Below are 12,413 nucleotides of genomic sequence, written 5' to 3'. Positions count from 1 at the left end.
AAACCAACGCGCGCTATTTCTTTTTCAGCGCATCGTTCATGGCCTTCATGGGGTCTTCGCCTTCTGCACCATAGCCCTGTGCATCGGGCGGGCTGGGCTCGGTGGGGCTTGCGGCGTCGGGTGCCGGCGCACCCTGGCTGGCGGCATCCATATCGGGCGTGGCAGCGGCGTCGTCGCCCGTGCCGTAGCCGCTGCTGCCTTCCAGGCTGTCGCGCATCTCGGCGCCCACGGCGTCCATGTCGACCTTGACCTGCGCGTCCAGGCTGCCCGTCACCAGGCCCGGGAAGGCGATCAGCACGCCCACCATCACCAGCTGCATCAACACGAAGGGAATCGCGCCCTTGTAGATCTGCATGGTGGTCACGGGCTCCATGCGCTTGCCGGTCACCTTGTCCATGTAGGGTTTTTCGGGCGCTACCGAACGCAGGAAAAACAGCGCAAAGCCGAAGGGCGGGTGCATGAACGAGGTCTGCATGTTCACCGCAAGCAGCACGCCAAACCAAATCAGGTCTATGCCCAGCTTGTCCGCCACCGGCCCGAGCAGCGGCACGACGATGAAAGAGAGCTCGAAATAGTCGAGAAAGAACGCGAGGAAAAACACCACCACGTTCGCAAAGATCAAGAATCCTACCTGCCCGCCAGGCAGGTTGCGCAGCAGCTCCTCCACCCACTTGTGTCCGTCTGCGGCCTGGAACACCATGCTGAACACGGTGGAGCCGATCAGGATGAACATCACGAACGAAGCCAGTTTGGTGGTCGATACCAGCCCCTGCTTGAGCAAAGACCAGCTCATGCGCCCGCGCAGCGCGGCCATGATCAGCGCGCCCACCGCGCCCATGGCCCCGCCTTCGGTGGGCGTGGCCACGCCCAGAAAGATGGTGCCCAGCACGAGGAAGATCAGCAGCAGCGGCGGAATCAGCACGAAGGTCACGCGCTCGGCCAGGCGCGACAGCAGGCCGAGCTTGAGCAGACGGTTGATCAGGGCGATCAGCCAGGCCACGAACACGCCGCCGCACATGGCGACCACGACTTTTTCGTCGGTCGGCACGGCATCGACCGCCTGGCCCTGCCACCAGCTGTGCAACTGGGGCATGTAGTGCGCCATGGCGCCTGCCACCGCTGCCGAAATGGCGAGCACCACGAACAGCGAAGGGTAGCCGCTGCTGCCGTTGGGCTCACGGTAGGTGCGCGCCTCGGGCGGCAGCGCGGGCACCATCGCGGGGCGGAAAATGGCCAGACCCACCACGAACAGCACGTACATGCCCACCAGGATGAAGGCTGGAATGAAGGCGCCCTTGTACATGTCGCCCACGCTGCGGCCCAGCTGGTCGGCCATGATGATCAGCACCAGCGACGGCGGGATGATCTGCGCCAGCGTGCCCGAGGCCGCGATCACCCCCGCTGAAACGGGGCGGTTGTAGCCGTAGCGCAGCATGATGGGCAGCGAGATCAGGCCCATGGAGATGACCGACGCTGCAACCACGCCCGTGGTGGCCGCGAGCAGCGCGCCGACGAAGATCACGGCCAGCGCGAGCCCACCGCGCACGGGGCCGAACACCTGCCCCACCGTGTCGAGCAAGTCCTCGGCCATGCCGCTGCGCTCCAGAATCAGGCCCATGAGCGTGAAAAAGGGCACGGCCAGCAGCGTATCGTTGGCCATGATGCCGATCAGGCGCTGCGGCAGCCAGGCCACGATGGAGGCCGGGAACACCCCGAGCTCGATGCCGATCAGGCCGAAAAACAGGCCGCAGGCCCCGAGGCTGAAGGCCACGGGAAAGCCCAGCAGCAAAAAGAGAATCAGCCCCGCGAACATGAACAGCGGGAAGTTGGCGGTCAACAATTCCATGGTGGTGGCTCCTGCCGGTGTTCAGCGAGCGCCGCCGGCAGCGGGCGCGGTGTCTTTGTTTTGGGTGGCGCGCAGCAGCTCTTCGGCGAGTTCTTCCTCGGCGGATTTCTCGCCCACGCGCCCCATCGGGTCGGGCCCCTGGCCGCGCAGGTAGGCAATGCGCTTGATCAGCTCCGACCAGCCTTGCAAGAGCAGCAAGGCAAAGCCCACGGGCAATGCGAGCCACACGGGCCAGCGCACCAGGCCGCCGGCGTTCGCCGACATTTCACCCGACTGGAATTTTTCGATCACCATTGGGATGTTGAGGTACAGCACCACCACGCACAGCGGCGTGAGGAAAAAGGCGAAGCCCAGAATGTCTATCCACACCTGCACCTTCTTGGGCAGGCGGCTGTTGAGCACGTCGATGCGCACATGCTCGCGCTGCAGCAGCGTGTAGCCCGCGGCCACCAGAAACGACCAGGCGAACAAGTACCACTGCACCTCGAGCCAGGCGTTGGAGCTGTAGTTGAACACCTTGCGCACCACCGCGTTGCCCGCGCTGATGAGGGTGGCGGCAAAAATCAGCCAGATGGCGTATTTGCCGACCTGGGCGTTGAGCCAGTCGATCGCTTTGGATAATTTGAGCAATGCCTGCATGCTGTCTCCTTGGTAAGGCGGTGCACGAGCCCGGCCCATCGATCAATGGGCGTAGGGGGCTCGGTGGGACAAACCCGCCATTGTACGAAGCGCTGCACGAAGCACTGTACGCGCCATGCAGGTGGCGCGGTGGCGGTGTTATCCCTGAGGATGCACGTGCCTGCCCGGCCCGCGTGGCCGAGCAGGCGGATTCACTCGTGGCGGGCTCACTCGGGCTCACTCGTCATCGCCGCGGTGGCTGCTGCGCCAGATCGCGCGCACCAGCCACAGGCCGCAGACCACGGCCGCGATGAAGCCCAGAAAGCCGAAGGCCGGCAGCCCGAACAGCGTAGGGCCGCCCTGCACGGTCATGACGATGGACGAGCCGACGATCAGCGCGGCAATCACCAGCGCCATGGCCAGGCGGTTGGCCGAGCGGTCGATCTGGTCGCCCACGCGCTTGAGGTGCGCGACCTCCACGTTCACCTGCAGACGCCCGCGCCGCGCGTTGCGCAGCAACCGCGTGAGGTCGTCTGGCAGGTGCTCCAGCGTGGCCAGGCTGCGGCGCAGCGCCTGCCAGGCGCGCCGGCCCACGGCGCGCGGTGCGTAGCGGGCCCGCGCCACCTGTTGCAGCAGCGGCTCGGCCTCGGCCGCCATGTGAAAGTCCGGGTCGAGGCCGCGGCCCATGCCCTCGAGCGTGATGAAGGCCTTGATGAGCAGCGCCAGATCGGACGGCAGGCCCAGCCGGTGCGTGCGCAGGATCGCGGTGACGTCGGTGAGCATCTGCGCGAGGCTCAGCTGCGCGAGCGGCACGTTTTGGTACTGATCGACGAAAGCCTCGATCTCGGTCTCGAGCTGCGCCAGGCTCACCGTGTGCGCGTTGCTCGTCCAGTCGAGCAAGACCTCGGCCACCGTGGGCGGCTGCGGCTCCACGAGCCCCAGCAGCAAGTGCAGCAGCTCGTCGCGCCGGCGCTGCGAGAGCCGCCCGACCATGCCGAAGTCGATGAAGGCGATGCGGTTGCCGGGCAGGTAGAACACGTTGCCGGGGTGCGGGTCGGCATGGAAAAAGCCGTCCTCGACGATGGTCTTGAGCACGGTGAGCGCACCGCGGCGCGCGAGCAGCTGCCGGTCGAAACCGGCCTCTGGCGTGAGCTGCTCGAGCGCGTTGCCGGGCACGCCCGCGATGAAGTCCTGCACGTTGATGCGCTCGCCGGTGTAGCGCCAGTGCACGCGCGGGATCAGGATGTAGGGCAGCGCCGCGAGGTTCGCTGCGATGCGCTCGGCGTTGCGGCATTCGGCTGCAAGGTCGAGCTCATGCCGCAGCGAGCGCGCGAACTCGCGCACCAGCTCCTGCGGGTGAAAGGGCCGCAGGTGGGGCAGCTCGGCTTCGGCGAGCGTGGCCAGGCGTTGCAGCAGGCGCAGGTCGGCTTCGATGACCTCGGCGATGCCGGGGCGGCGTATCTTGACCACAACCTCGGTGCCGTCGTGCAGCCGCGCGCGGTGCACCTGCGCGATCGACGCGGCGGCGAGCGGCTCGGGGTCGAAGTGCGCGAACACTTCCTCGGGCTCGCCGCCGAGGTCGGCGCGCAGCTGCGAGCGCAGCGCGTCCAGCGGCAGCGCGGGCACGTTGCTGTGCAGTTTTTCGAATTCGGCGATCCACGGCGGGCTGAACAGGTCGGCGCGCGCCGCGAGGATCTGCCCGAACTTGACGAAGGTCGGCCCCAGTTCCTCGAGCGCCAGGCGCACCTGCACGGGCGGCTCGAGCCGCGCCAGGTCCGTGGGTGGTTGCCAGTGCAGCCTGGCACCTGCACGCTCTAGCGTGTTCGCCAGCCCAAGCCGGCGCACCGTGTCGCCAAAACCGTGGCGCACCAGCACGCCCAGGATTTCTCTGAGGCGTCCCAGATCGCGTGCGGCTTCCAGGGTTTCTAGCAGCATGGCGGAAGAGACCGGCGTGTGGCCGCGCCGAAAAATGAGTGATTTCGGCCCCTTGTGCCCGTATTATCTGCGTAACAAGATATCATAAATATAGTATCAGGCGACCACGGGACCGGCCCGGCCATCTTCGACCACGAAGCGCGCCTGGGTGCTGACGCCGCTGTCCGCGTCCATCGCATCGTCGAGCACGCGCAGCGAAGTCGTCCAGCGCCCGGGGGTGATGTCGGCCAGGCCGTAGCCGCGCTGCTCGCAGCGCGCGAACAGCACGTGCGGGTTGTGGCGCGCGATCGCGTCCACCCGGGCCTGCGTGGTGCCGCTGCGCGAGCTGATCGAAGTGCCGCAGAACTCGCTCGCCAGCACGCGCGGCGCGCTACGGGCATCGGGCGCGGTGTCCTCCTGTACCTGACACACGTAGTTCTGGTGGATGTCGCCGCCCAGCAGCACGGTGTTGCGCGGCGCATGGCGGGCAATCGATTGCAGCAGGCGCGCGCGTGCCGCCGGGTAGCCGTCCCAGCCGTCGGTGGACTGCAGGCCCGTGGGGTAGCGGCGCGGCGAAAACAGCGTCTGCTGCGCGATCACGCTCCACTGCGTGTGTCCGCGCTGCGCATCTGCCGCCAGGCCCGCATCCAGCCAGTGCTCCTGCGCCGTGCCTAGCAGGCTGCGCTGCGGGTCGGCAAGTTCAGGGCAATCCGCGGACTGCACGGCGCCCGCGCTGCGTGTGCCCGGCCTGCGGCAGGCCTGCCAGTGGCGGTACTGGCGGTTGTCGAGCAGGTGCAGCTGCGCAAGCCGCCCCCAGCGCAGGCGGCGGTAGATCTGCAGCGAAGAAAATTCCGAGCTCAACATGCTCGCGGCGCGCAGTGGCATGTTCTCGTAGAACGCCTGCCAGCCGGCGTTGCGCTGCGCTACGAAGGCGGACGCATCCAGACTGCCTTGGTCGGCCGCATAGTCGTTTTGCACCTCATGGTCGTCCCACACCACGGCCCAGGGGCAGGCCGCGTGCGCCGCCTGCAGCGCCGGGTCGCTTTTGTGCAGGGCGTAGCGCGCGCGGTAGTCGGCCAGGGTGCGCGCCCGCGGCAGTGCGTGCGTCCGGGCAAGCCCGGTGCTGTCCGCAGCGATGGCGTTTTCGTAGATGTAGTCGCCCAGGAACAGCACCAGGTCGGGCGCGTCTGCGCAGACGTGCCGCCAGGCGGCGTAGTGCCCGTCCTCCCAGCGCTGGCAGGACGCAAACGCCAGGCGCAAGGCCGCGGGCAGCTGCGCGTCGGCGGGGGCAGTGCGCGTGCGGCCCGTGGCGCTCACGGCGTCGCCGAGCATGAAGCGGTAGTGGTACCAGCGATCGGCCTGCAGGCCCTGCAGCTCCACGTGCACACTGTGGCCGAGTGCGGGCCAGGCCTGCGCCTGTCCACGCTGCACGATGCGCCTGAAAGCCGCGTCGTGCGCGAGCTCCCAGTGCACGGTGAGCGGCCCCTGCAGGGCATCGGGCTCTGCGTCGGGCAGGATGCGCGTCCACAGCACCACGCCATCGGCCGTGGGCTCGCCGCTGGCCACGCCCAGGCGAAACGGGTCGTGTTGCAGCGCCGGGCCCAGGCTCCAGGCCCAGCGCGGCAGGGTCGCGGCCGTTGCTGCCAGGCTCGCGGACTGCAGGAAAGTGCGGCGGTGCAGGTTCATGGGTACCTCCTTTCGTGCGGCTTCCACTGGAGAGGCCGGCATTCAGCAACTCAGGCCGCCACGACGCGGTTCTTGCCCGCGCGCTTGGCCAGGTACATGGCGGCATCGGCGCGCAGCAGGGCCTCGGTGCTGTTTTCGGTGTCCTGCAATTGCACCACGCCCGCGCTGAAGGTGATCAGCACCTTCTCCTTGCCTTGCAGGAAAAGCCGCGTGGACAGTTCGCGCTGCAGGCGCTTCATGGCCGCGACGCCGTTTTCCAGCGCGGTGTCGGGCAGCAGCAGCACGAATTCCTCGCCGCCGTAGCGCGCCAGCAAGTCTTGCGGGCGCATGACTGCGCGCGCCACCTCGGCCAGATGCACCAGCGCGGCATCGCCGCTCAGATGGCCCAGGCGGTCGTTGAGCTCCTTGAAATTGTCGAGGTCCAGCAGCGCCAGGCACAGCGGCGCGCCGAGGCGGCGTGCGCGCGCGATTTCGCGCTCCATGGCTTCGTCGAGGCCCTTGCGGTTGAGCGCGCCGGTGAGCGGATCGTGGCGCGCCTGGGCGCTGACTTGCTCGAGCTCCTCTTGCAGGCGCAGGATTTCTTCCTGGCGCTGCTCGGTGCGGGTGCGCAACTCTTGCAGTTCGGTGTGCATCAGCCGGCTGTCCAGCGCCATGTTGCGGGTTGCCTGCATGGCCTCCTGCAGCACGGGCGCGATTTCTTCGAGCGTCGTCGCCTGGCCAATCTGCGTCGCACAGCGCTCCATGGTCTCGTGGTAGGTGCCGCTGGCTGCGGTCATCTTGGCCAGGCGCTCGATGAAGCTGGCCAGCAAGGCCTTCATCTGCTCCTGCGCCTCCAGGCTGCGCCCGTGCGCTTCCCCCTGCTTGATAATCACGTCCTTCAAGCGGCTTTGCACACCGTCGAGCCGGCGCAGCGTGATCGGCGGCGTGGCCGCGGCTTTCAGGGCTTCGGCCTGGCCCTGCAGCCAACGGTCATCGGCGCTCAGCACGGCGATGTTCTCGAACACCATGTGCAGCAATTCGAGCAGGCGCGCGCGGATGGCGGCCTGCTCCTCGGTGGCGAAGGACAGGCGGTAACTGAAGTTGCCCAGCATCAGCTGCACGGTGGACAGAGGAGGGTCCGGCTCGCGCAAAAAGGCGACGAGTTGCTGCGCCATGTCGTGGATGCGCACGTCTTCCTCGCCGAGCGCGGGCAGCGTGGTCTCGACCAGCCGGGCCAGCATTTCAGCCAGTTCCTTGGGCAAGGCGGCCATGCCGGGCGTGTCCGCTTGCGCGCCGCCCGCGGCCGCGGCGGTGGCGGTCGGAGACAGTCCGAGGCCGGCATAGCCCACCATGACGCTTTGCAGCAAAGCCCAGTCTTTGTGCGCCACCGCACGCTCGAACTGATCGAGCAGACGCTTTTGTGCCGGCGTCTGCGCCGGCAGAACGCGCAGAATGCCGCGCAAGTGGGTCTCTGGAAAGGGCGCAGGGGTGCGCCCGCCGGAGATCTCCTCGTACAGCGCGCGGTAGTGCTCCGGCGTGGGCGGCAGGCGGCGCGCAGCCAGCTGCTTGAGGGTTTCGCGCGCGATCTCGGAAGCGGGACGGTCGGCCATGGAGAGGCGGTGATGGAAGTGTCAGGGGCGGCGGACCGGATGGGGCAGGAGTGGCTTCAGTCGTTCACCAGCACCAGTTTGCCCTGCACACTGCGCGCCCCCATGTACGCATATGCGGCGGGCAGTTCGGCCATGGGCAGCGCGCGGTCGATCACGGGCTTGATCTTGCCCTGCAGATACCAATCGACCAGCTCGGCCATCATCCTGGCGTAGGCCTGCGGCTCGCGTTTGGCGCATTCGCCGAGCGACACACCCACCACGGACGCACCGCGCAGCAGGGCCAGGTTGAGCGGCAGGGACGGGATGGCACCCGAAGCAAAGCCCACGACCAGATAACGGCCGCGCCAGGCGATCGAGCGAAAAGCCGGCTCGGCCAGATCGCCCCCCACGGGGTCGTAAATCACATCGGGGCCTTTGCCGCCCGTGAGCGCCTTGAGCGCTTCGCGCAGGTTTTGCTGGCTGTAGTTGATGGCCTCGTCGGCGCCGATGGAGCGGCACAGGGCGCACTTGCTGTCGCTGGACGCCGCCGCGATCACGCGCGCCCCCAGGTTTTTGGCGATCTGTATGGCCGCCGTGCCCACGCCGCCGGCGGCGCCGAGCACGAGCACGGTTTCGCCCGCTTTGAGCTGCGCGCGATCGACGAGCGCATGGTGCGAAGTGGCATAAATCATCACGAAAGCGGCGGCATCCACGTGCGAAAAGCCCGCTGGCAGCGGTAAACACTGGGCGGCAGGCACCACGGCATGGGTGGCAAAACCGCCCACGCCGGGCATGCACACCACATGCTGGCCCACCTGCAACTGCGTGACGCCCGGCCCGAGCGCCTGCACCACGCCGGAAAACTCCGAGCCTGGTACGAAAGGCAGCGGCGGCTTGATCTGGTACTTGTTCTGCACGATCAGCAAGTCGGGGAAGTTCAGGCTCGCCGCCTTGATTTCGATCAGGACCTCGCCCTCTTTGGGCGTGGGAGTGGGCAGTTCGCTCCAGGTGAGCGCATCGGCGCCCACGGGGTTGCTGCAAAGCCAAGCGTGCATGGAAAGTCTCCTTTGGGTCGGTACCGTGGTTTGGACAAGGGATCATAAGCGCGCGCCCTGCTCCTACAATGCCGCTCCATCCCCGCACACGGACCCAGGATGAAGATTCTCCTTTGCAATGATGACGGCTACCAGGCCCCGGGCATCGTGGCCTTGCACGCAGCGCTCCAGTCCATCGCCGAGGTGGAAGTGGTCGCGCCGGAGCACAACAACAGCGCCAAGTCCAACGCCCTCACTTTGCATTCGCCGCTGTACGTGCACTGCGCGGCGAACGGTTTTCGCTATGTGAACGGCACGCCGGCCGACTGCGTGCACATTGCGCTCACGGGTTTGCTCGGCTATCGGCCCGATCTGGTGATCTCGGGCATCAACAACGGCGCCAACATGGGCGACGACACCATTTATTCGGGCACCGTGGGCGCCGCCATGGAAGGCTACCTTTTCGGAATTCCTGCGATCGCTTTTTCTCAGGTGGACAAGGGCTGGGGTGAACTCGAAGCCGCCGCACACAAAGCGCGCGAGGTGGTTCAGCAGTTGCTCGCGCTGCCGCGGCCCGACCAGGAGCCCTGGCTGTTCAACGTCAACATCCCGAACATGCCGCTAACTGCGTTGCGCGCGCCCAAGTTCTGCAGGCTCGGCCGGCGCCACGCCGCCGAGCGGGTGATCACCCAGCAGAGCCCGCACGGCGAGGTGATGTATTGGATCGGCGGCGCCGGCCCGGCCAAGGACGATGCTGAAGGCACGGACTTCCATGCCACGGCGCAAGGCCATGTGTCCATCACGCCGCTGCAGATCGATCTCACCGACCACGCCAGACTCGTCCACTGGGCCCGCGCCGCGGCGTATTGGACAGGTGCCGAGCAGCCACTGCCTTTGCAGGGCAACATATCCCATGAAAAGATCGTGAACAGGTTCTGATGGCCCGCAAACCCGGCTTTCCCGCCCAGCTCGACCTGCCAGGGGCAGTGGCCAAGGCTGCGCGCCCTGCGCCAGCGCTGCGGTCAGCACCAGCGGCCGCGCCGCAAGGCGTGGGCCTGGATTCAGCGGCGGTGCGCGCGCGCATGGTGCAAAAGTTGGCCGCCAGTGGCGCACGCAATGCCGCCGTGCTGCACGCCATGGCCACCGTGGAGCGCCATCGCTTCGTGGACAGCGCGCTCGTCAACCAGGCCTATGAAGACACCAGCCTGCCGATCGGCCTGGGGCAAACCATCTCCAAGCCCAGCATCGTGGCACGCATGAGCGAACTGCTGCTCGGGGCAGAGGCTGCGCGTGACACGGGACTTGGCCGCGTGCTCGAAATCGGCACCGGCTGCGGCTACCAGGCGGCCGTGCTGAGTTTGCTCGCGCGCGAGGTCTATAGCATGGAGCGCCTGCGCGCTTTGCACGAAAAAGCGCGCGACAACCTGCGCCCCTTGCGCCTGGCCAACGTGCACTTGCTGCTCGGCGACGGCATGCTCGGTTACGCCCAAGGGGCGCCATACGCGGGCATTCTGGCCGCAGCGGGCGGCGCAGCGGTGCCGCAAGCGTGGACGGATCAATTGGCCGTCGGCGGGCGGCTGGTGGCCCCGATGGCGCTCGCGGGGGGGCAGCAGGCGCTGCTGGTGCTCGACAAGACTGCACACGGGCTGCAACAAACCTTGCTCGAGCCGGTGCACTTCGTCCCCCTAAAATCGGGGATTGCCTGAAGGAAAGTCGATCATGTCGCTATCGCGTAGTCTCGTCACGGGTTGGTTCATGGTGCTTGCGGCTGCGGCGCTGGTCGGCTGCAGCTCGACCCCCCTGGGCAAGGCGCCGGTCGAGGATCGCAGCAGTGGGTCTGGCGCAGCTGCCGCAGTCAAACCGCCACCGCCTGGCATAGAAAACGCCGGCAAACCGGGCTACTACACCGTCAAGCCGGGCGACACCCTGATCCGCATCAGCCTGGAGAACGGGCAGAGCTGGAAAGACGTGGCGCGCTGGAACAACCTCGACAACCCCAATCTGATCGAAGTCGGCCAGGTGCTGCGCGTGGTGCCGCCGGGCGCGGCCGCGCCTGCTTCGACCACCGCCGCGGCGGGCCCCGGTGTGGTCGCGCACCCCGTGGCGTCCTCGAGTGTGGCTGCCACCGCCCCTGCCGCCACCGCAGCCAGTGCGCCCAAATCGGCGGCTTCCGCTGCGGCCCCAACTTCCGGCGCTGCAGGCACGACCGTAGCAACGGCTGCGCCCAGCCCTGCCGCATCGGCGACTCCACCGGCCGCGATGGCCGAAGACGACATCTCTTTCATCTGGCCAGCCTCTGGCAGTCTGATCGCGGGTTTCGACGAGGCGCGCAACAAGGGCTACGACATCGCCGGCAAAGCGGGCGACCCTGTTTACGCTGCAGCCGACGGGCGCGTGGTGTATGCGGGCGCGGGGCTGCGCGGCTATGGCAACCTCATCATCCTCAAACACAGCAACACCTTCCTGACGGCTTATGCGCACAACCAGGCCCTGCTCGTCAAAGAGGACCAGACCGTGAAGCGCGGGCAGAAAATCGCTGAAATGGGCAGCACGGACGCCGACCGCGTGAAGCTGCACTTCGAAATCCGCAAGCAAGGCAAACCGGTCGATCCGGCGCGCTATTTGCCTTCGCGGTAAACCTTGCTTCCTCCACCAGCGATGCGCCGTTGCGGGCCGGGGCCGCAAGCCGGAATTCCTGCGGCAAGCCTTGCGCAGGAGCCGGGCGACGAAGACAGCTTCGCGGAAGAGATCGGCGAGCTTGCCGCTGCCCCTATTGAGTTGCGGCATATCGAGGTCAACGCCGCCCAGCATGGCGCGCGCCTCGACCGGGCGCTGGCCGAGCTCGTGCCCGAGTTCTCGCGCAGTTACCTGCAGCAGTTGCTCGCGCAGGGGCTGGTGCGGCGCAACGGTCAGCCCGCACCCAAGGCGGCTGCGCGCGTGCATGCGGGCGACCGGCTGCAGGTCGAACTGCGCCCCACCCAGCAAAGCCAGGCCTTCAAGCCGCAGGCGCTGCCGCTGGACGTGGTCTATGAAGACGCCCATCTGCTCGTGATCCACAAGCCCGCCGGCATGGTCGTGCATCCGGCGCCTGGGAACTGGAGCGGCACCCTGCTCAACGGCCTGCTCGCGCGCGACCCCAAGGCTTTCGAGGTGCCGCGCGCGGGCATCGTGCACCGGCTCGACAAAGACACCAGCGGCCTGCTCGTGGTGGCGCGCGAGCGCAGCACCATGGACGCGCTGGTGCGCATGATCGCCGCACGCAGCGTGCGCCGCGAGTACCAGGCGCTCGCGCACCACCGCTGGGCGGGGCCTAAGCTGCGCCGCATCGATGCCCCCATTGGCCGAGATCCGCGCAACCGCCTGCGCATGGCCGTGGTGGACCTGTCCGTCCATGCCGGCAAGCCGGCGTGCACCGACGTGCGCTGGCTCGGCGGCGACGACAGCTTCTGCTGGGTCGAGTGCAGCCTGCACACGGGCCGCACGCACCAGATCCGCGTGCACATGGCTTCGATAGGGCACCCGCTGGTGGCCGATGCCTTGTACGGCGGCGCCCCCGCGCTGGGGCTGCAGCGCCAGGCCTTGCACGCCTGGCGGCTCGCCTTCACGCACCCGGTGACGGGGCAGGCCATGGAATTCGTCGCTCCCCTGCCGCAAGACCTGCGGCAGGCCTTGCAAAGGCTGGGCTACAATCCGCCCTGATTTTTTTGGCTCTGCTTACGACGAGCCCGCCCGGTGTGAGAGGCCAGC

General features: G+C 67.6%; 10 protein-coding genes. 4 read left to right on the top strand and 6 right to left on the bottom strand.

Features of this window, described 5'->3' with window-relative positions:
- Window positions 1-13: 13 nt before the first annotated feature.
- The 6 genes from FK527_RS06780 to FK527_RS06755 form a co-directional block, all read right to left on the bottom strand.
- Window positions 14-1,846 carry a TRAP transporter large permease gene (locus FK527_RS06780; RefSeq protein ID WP_144731452.1) on the bottom strand — a complete coding sequence of 611 codons (1,833 nt, stop codon included), beginning with the start codon at window positions 1,844-1,846 and terminating at the stop codon, window positions 14-16.
- A 21-nt stretch (window positions 1,847-1,867) separates the two neighbouring features.
- Window positions 1,868-2,485: a TRAP transporter small permease subunit gene (locus FK527_RS06775; protein ID WP_144731449.1), complete on the bottom strand. Its 618-nt coding sequence runs from the start codon at window positions 2,483-2,485 to the stop codon at window positions 1,868-1,870.
- Between the two features lie 216 nt (window positions 2,486-2,701).
- Window positions 2,702-4,399 (bottom strand): ABC1 kinase family protein, encoded by a 1,698-nt coding sequence (locus FK527_RS06770; RefSeq protein ID WP_144731447.1) that lies wholly within the window; start codon window positions 4,397-4,399, stop codon window positions 2,702-2,704.
- Between the two features lie 96 nt (window positions 4,400-4,495).
- Window positions 4,496-6,064 (bottom strand): alkaline phosphatase D family protein, encoded by a 1,569-nt coding sequence (locus FK527_RS06765; RefSeq protein WP_144731444.1) that lies wholly within the window; start codon window positions 6,062-6,064, stop codon window positions 4,496-4,498.
- A gap of 50 nt (window positions 6,065-6,114) precedes the next feature.
- On the bottom strand, window positions 6,115-7,653 hold the full coding sequence (locus FK527_RS06760) for a GGDEF domain-containing protein (protein ID WP_144731441.1): 1,539 nt from the start codon (window positions 7,651-7,653) through the stop codon (window positions 6,115-6,117).
- A gap of 56 nt (window positions 7,654-7,709) precedes the next feature.
- Complete coding sequence (locus FK527_RS06755) at window positions 7,710-8,687, bottom strand: NADPH:quinone oxidoreductase family protein (RefSeq protein WP_144731438.1); 978 nt, start codon at window positions 8,685-8,687, stop codon at window positions 7,710-7,712.
- Window positions 8,688-8,786: 99 nt separating this feature from the next.
- Between FK527_RS06755 and surE the strand changes: the two genes are divergently transcribed.
- Genes surE through FK527_RS06735 form a run of 4 tightly spaced genes read left to right on the top strand, consistent with a single transcriptional unit; the run spans window position 8,787 to window position 12,365 of the window.
- Window positions 8,787-9,605 carry a 5'/3'-nucleotidase SurE gene (surE, locus tag FK527_RS06750; RefSeq protein ID WP_144731435.1) on the top strand — a complete coding sequence of 273 codons (819 nt, stop codon included), beginning with the start codon at window positions 8,787-8,789 and terminating at the stop codon, window positions 9,603-9,605.
- A complete protein-coding gene (locus FK527_RS06745) occupies window positions 9,605-10,372 on the top strand; it encodes a protein-L-isoaspartate(D-aspartate) O-methyltransferase (protein ID WP_144731432.1) in 768 nt (255 codons plus the stop codon). The genes surE and FK527_RS06745 overlap by 1 nt, the downstream gene beginning before the upstream one ends.
- A gap of 13 nt (window positions 10,373-10,385) precedes the next feature.
- Complete coding sequence (locus tag FK527_RS06740) at window positions 10,386-11,303, top strand: peptidoglycan DD-metalloendopeptidase family protein (RefSeq protein ID WP_144731429.1); 918 nt, start codon at window positions 10,386-10,388, stop codon at window positions 11,301-11,303.
- 21 nt (window positions 11,304-11,324) lie between these two features.
- A complete protein-coding gene (locus FK527_RS06735) occupies window positions 11,325-12,365 on the top strand; it encodes an RluA family pseudouridine synthase (RefSeq protein ID WP_144731590.1) in 1,041 nt (346 codons plus the stop codon).
- Window positions 12,366-12,413 lie beyond the last annotated feature (48 nt).

Origin of the sequence: Extensimonas perlucida (assembly GCF_007655255.1) — a bacterium.
Lineage (GTDB): Bacteria > Pseudomonadota > Gammaproteobacteria > Burkholderiales > Burkholderiaceae_C > Extensimonas > Extensimonas perlucida.
This window is presented reverse-complemented; position numbering and strand designations above follow the sequence as displayed.

What these genes read in the sequence shown, in the direction of transcription:
- FK527_RS06780 (WP_144731452.1), bottom strand. Translation starts at nt 1,846, where the DNA reads ATGGAATTGTTGACCGCCAACTTCCCGCTGTTCATGTTCGCGGGGCTG.
- surE (WP_144731435.1), top strand. Translation starts at nt 8,787, where the DNA reads ATGAAGATTCTCCTTTGCAATGATGACGGCTACCAGGCCCCGGGCATC.
- FK527_RS06775 (WP_144731449.1), bottom strand. Translation starts at nt 2,485, where the DNA reads ATGCAGGCATTGCTCAAATTATCCAAAGCGATCGACTGGCTCAACGCC.
- FK527_RS06755 (WP_144731438.1), bottom strand. Translation starts at nt 8,687, where the DNA reads ATGCACGCTTGGCTTTGCAGCAACCCCGTGGGCGCCGATGCGCTCACC.
- FK527_RS06745 (WP_144731432.1), top strand. Translation starts at nt 9,605, where the DNA reads ATGGCCCGCAAACCCGGCTTTCCCGCCCAGCTCGACCTGCCAGGGGCA.
- FK527_RS06735 (WP_144731590.1), top strand. Translation starts at nt 11,325, where the DNA reads ATGCGCCGTTGCGGGCCGGGGCCGCAAGCCGGAATTCCTGCGGCAAGC.
- FK527_RS06770 (WP_144731447.1), bottom strand. Translation starts at nt 4,399, where the DNA reads ATGCTGCTAGAAACCCTGGAAGCCGCACGCGATCTGGGACGCCTCAGA.
- FK527_RS06740 (WP_144731429.1), top strand. Translation starts at nt 10,386, where the DNA reads ATGTCGCTATCGCGTAGTCTCGTCACGGGTTGGTTCATGGTGCTTGCG.
- FK527_RS06760 (WP_144731441.1), bottom strand. Translation starts at nt 7,653, where the DNA reads ATGGCCGACCGTCCCGCTTCCGAGATCGCGCGCGAAACCCTCAAGCAG.
- FK527_RS06765 (WP_144731444.1), bottom strand. Translation starts at nt 6,064, where the DNA reads ATGAACCTGCACCGCCGCACTTTCCTGCAGTCCGCGAGCCTGGCAGCA.